Here is a 4,069-nt window from a genome sequence, read left to right on the forward strand (position 1 = left end):
GGCGCTGACGGAAGACCAGCACAAAGAATTAATCAAACGTACTGAAGCTACTAAAGCTATTATACAAGAAATGAGACGGCTGCCGGAGATACTTGAAAAATAAATTGCGCCAAATTTCCTACGTAATACGGCCGTAATCGATTATATGTCTGGTGGAATTTTAGGTTTCATTGGCGTTGGCACGATGGCTGCGCGATACGCAATCGCATGCGCTCTTTTGATATTTATATTTATTGCTTTGCTTGCGGCGGGGGTGACAATGGCGAGGCCGTGAGATGTCACGCCAACTCAGGCGAGAAATTTCAAATGTGAGACGCGACCGATCATCGATCCACCTTGCGCTCACGACCGACCGCGGCTATCTATCGTTCAACAGTTCTGATGGCAGTCGAAAGGCTGCGGTTCGGGAGTGGGCCCCACCGGGTCCGCTCTTTTTTTTCGCCGCGTCGGGTTTGGACGCGCGAGGCCGCAGGCCGGGATGTGCCACCCAGGACGCCGCAAGGGTTGCGCGCTGATATCCATGTCGTCCGAGATCGAAGCGGATCTGTCCGAGAAGCGCCTGGTCCGAGAGACCGGCGTCGCCGCGCGCGTGGTGCAGGTGATCGAGGGGCCGGTCCAGGGCCTCGGGTTCCGGCTGGTCCGGGTCAAGGTCACCAACACCAACGGCTGCACCGTCCAGATCATGGCGGAGCGGCCGGACGGCACCTTCTCGATCGACGATTGCGAGGCGGTCAGCCGCGCGATCTCGCCGGTCCTCGACGTCGACGATCCGGTGGGCGCCGCCTACAACCTGGAGATCTCCTCCCCGGGGATCGACCGGCCTCTGGTGCGGGTCTCGGACTTCGCCCGCTGGGTCGGCTACGAGGTCAAGGTCGAGCTGAGCCCGCCCCTCGACGGCCGCAAGCGGTTCCGCGGGATCCTCGGCGCTCCGGACCCGGAGGCGCTGACCGTCCCGATCGACCTGCCCGACGTGAAGGAAGGCCTGCCGAGCCGGGTCGACCTGCCGCTGCGGGATCTCGCCGAGGCGCATCTCGTCCTCACCGACGAACTGATCCGCGAATCCCTGCGCCGCGGCGGGCCGCCCGCCGACGACGCGGACGCGCTGGATGAGGACGACGCGGCGGAGGACGAGGACGCGGACGACGCGCCGGCGGTCCCGGCCCGGCCGGCGCCCCGGCCGCAGGGTCCGAAGGCCAAGGCCGTCAAGGCCGCCAAGGTCGGCGGCAAGCCGGCCCCGAAGGCCGCGAAAGACAAGAAACCGCCGCGCACCGGTCCCAAGAAGCCGGTCGTGTCCAAGGCGTCCCGGCTGAAGGGCCGCGACGACCTGCATTGACGTGAATTGAGGTTTGGGCCGGCCGCCATCGGGCGCCCGGCACCAGGACTTGACGGAAGAGAAGGACCGACACCGATGGCCGTCGTCAGCGCCAACAGGCTCGAACTCCTCCAGATCGCCGACGCGGTCGCCCGCGAGAAGGTGATCGATCGCTCCATCGTGATCGACGCGATGGAGGAGGCGATCGCCAAGGCGGCCCGCTCGCGCTACGGCGCGGAGACGGACGTGCACGCCGAGATCGACAACAAGACCGGGGCGCTGCGCCTGTCGCGGCACCTCCTGGTGGTCGATCAAGTCGAGAACGACGCCCGCGAGATCACCCTGGACCAGGCCCGCCGCTACAATCCCGGCGCGCTCGTGGGCGACGTGATCTCCGACACCCTGCCGCCGTTCGATTTCGGCCGCGTCGCCGCGCAGTCGGCCAAGCAGGTCATCGTCCAGAAGGTGCGCGACGCCGAGCGCGCCCGCCAGTTCGACGAGTACAAGGACCGGATCGGCGAGATCCTCAACGGCATCGTCAAGCGGGTCGAGTACGGCAACGTCATCGTCGACCTGGGCCGGGGCGAGGGCATCGTCCGCCGGGACGAGATGATCCCCCGCGAGACCTTCCGGCCGGGCGACCGGATCCGCTCCTACCTGTTCGACGTGCGCTCGGAAGTGCGCGGGCCGCAGATCTTCCTGTCGCGCTCGCACCCGCAGTTCATGGCCAAGCTGTTCGGCCAGGAAGTGCCCGAGATCTACGACGGCATCGTCGAGGTGAAGGCCGTGGCCCGCGATCCGGGCTCCCGCGCCAAGATCGCCGTGATCTCCCGCGATGGGAGCATCGATCCGGTCGGCGCCTGCGTGGGCATGCGCGGCTCGCGCGTCCAGGCTGTCGTGGGTGAGCTCCAGGGCGAAAAGATCGACATCATCCCGTGGTCCGAGGACGAGGCGACGTTCATCGTCAACGCGCTCCAGCCGGCCGAGGTCGTGAAGGTCGTGCTCGACGAGGAGGCCGACCGCATCGAGGTGGTGGTGCCGGACGACCAGCTGTCGCTGGCCATCGGCCGCCGCGGCCAGAACGTGCGGCTCGCCTCCCAGCTCACCGGCTGGGACATCGACATCCTGACCGAGGCCGAGGAATCCGAGCGGCGCCAGAAGGAGTTCGCCGAGCGGACCCAGGTGTTCATGGAGGCGCTGGACGTCGACGAGACCGTCGGCCAGCTGCTGGCGGCCGAAGGCTTCCGCAACGTCGAGGAGATCGCCTACGTCGACATCCAGGAGCTGTCCGGCATCCAGGGGCTCGACGACGAGACCGGCGCCGAGATCCAGGCCCGCGCCCAGGATCACCTCGCCCGGATCGAGCAGGAGCACGATACCCGCCGCACCGAACTCGGTGTCGCCGACGAGCTGCGCGAGATCGAGGGCATCACCACGCCCATGATGGTCGCGCTCGGCGAGAACGACGTGAAGACCGTCGAGGACCTGGCCGGCTGCGCCACCGACGACCTCGTCGGCTACACCGAGGGCCGCGGCCCGGACGCCGTGCGCCACGCCGGCTATCTCGACGGCTTCGAGCTGTCCCGCACCGAGGCCGAGGGCCTGATCATGGCCGCCCGCCTGAAGGCCGGCTGGATCGAGGCGCTGCCCGAGCCGGAGGCCGAGGAGGGCGCGGAGACCGTCGAGGGCGAAGAGGCCGCCACCCCGGCCGAGGCCTGAGCCCAGGTCGCGGCGGACGCACGCATGGCCGAGGTCGGCGAGATGCTGCCCGACGGGGGGCAGCTGCAGGACGAACTGGAAGCCGGGGGGCTCGACAGCGGCCCCGGCGGCCGGCGCGTGCCGCAGCGGACCTGCATCGTCACGCGCGTCGTCCAGCCGCCCGAGGCGATGATCCGGTTCGTGCGCGGCCCGGATGGCGCCGTGGTGCCGGACCTGCGGGCCAAGCTCCCCGGGCGCGGCGCCTGGATCAGCGCGAAGCGGGATGCCGTCGCGACGGCGGTCCGCAAGAACCTGTTCGCGCGGGCGTTCAAGGGACCGGCCCAGGCCGGCCCCGACCTGCCCGACCGGATCGTCACAGGCCTGCGCGAGGATCTGCGGCAGGCGATCGCCTTGGCCAACAAGGCGGGCTGCGTGGTCGCGGGCTTCTCGAAGGTCGAGGCGGCGATCGGCGGCCAGCCCGGCGCGGTGGCGCTGATCCACGCCGCGGAAGCCAGTCCGGACGGCCGGCGCAAGATCGCCGCGGCCTTGTACCGACGGCACGGCGAGGCCATGTCAAGGATACCGATCATCGACGACCTGTCCGAAGATGAATTGGACATGGCCTTAGGTCGGGATCATGTGATACACGCTGCGCTCGTCGCAGGAGCCGGAGCTGCCGGCTGCCTGTCGCGTTGGCGTCGGCTACGCTCCTTCGAGGGCGCCGCCGCGGCGACCGAGGAGCCCGGTCCAGCCCGAATCGGCCGGATCGACGAAGCCTCACGTTGACGACGCACCAGGACGAATTTGGCTGGCGCCACCGGGCGTCGGTTCACGGGACGATGGAAACCCTCAGGGTTCAGGCTGAATGAGCGACACGAACAACCCGGGCGACAAGACTCTGAACAGGACTTCTCCGAAGCCGCTCTCCCTCAAGCGGCCGATCGAGGCGGGTACCGTACGGCAGAGCTTCTCCCATGGCCGCTCCAAGCAGGTCGTGGTCGAGACGGTCAAGCGCCGTGGCGTCATCGGCGCGGCGCCGGCCGCCCCTGCCCGTGAGCC

At 68.3% G+C, this 4,069-nt stretch carries 4 protein-coding genes; all 4 read left to right on the plus strand.

All coding sequences use genetic code 11. From position 1 onward, the window contains the following. Window positions 1–520: 520 nt before the first annotated feature. Window positions 521–1,333, plus strand: a complete 813-nt coding sequence (rimP, locus tag FV233_RS28380) for a ribosome maturation factor RimP (protein WP_147899517.1) — start codon at window positions 521–523, stop codon at window positions 1,331–1,333. A 75-nt stretch (window positions 1,334–1,408) separates the two neighbouring features. Beyond that, complete coding sequence (nusA, locus tag FV233_RS28385) at window positions 1,409–3,031, plus strand: transcription termination factor NusA (protein ID WP_147899518.1); 1,623 nt, start codon at window positions 1,409–1,411, stop codon at window positions 3,029–3,031. Window positions 3,032–3,073: 42 nt separating this feature from the next. Further along, entirely contained in the window at window positions 3,074–3,796 is a 723-nt protein-coding gene (locus FV233_RS28390; RefSeq protein ID WP_147899520.1) for an RNA-binding protein, read from the plus strand. Window positions 3,797–3,875: 79 nt separating this feature from the next. Further along, on the plus strand, window positions 3,876–4,069 hold a 194-nt coding region (locus FV233_RS28395; protein WP_147899519.1), incomplete at its 3' end, for a translation initiation factor IF-2 associated domain-containing protein.

Origin of the sequence: Methylobacterium sp. WL7 (genome assembly GCF_008040085.1) — a bacterium.
In the GTDB taxonomy this organism is placed as follows: domain Bacteria; phylum Pseudomonadota; class Alphaproteobacteria; order Rhizobiales; family Beijerinckiaceae; genus Methylobacterium; species Methylobacterium mesophilicum.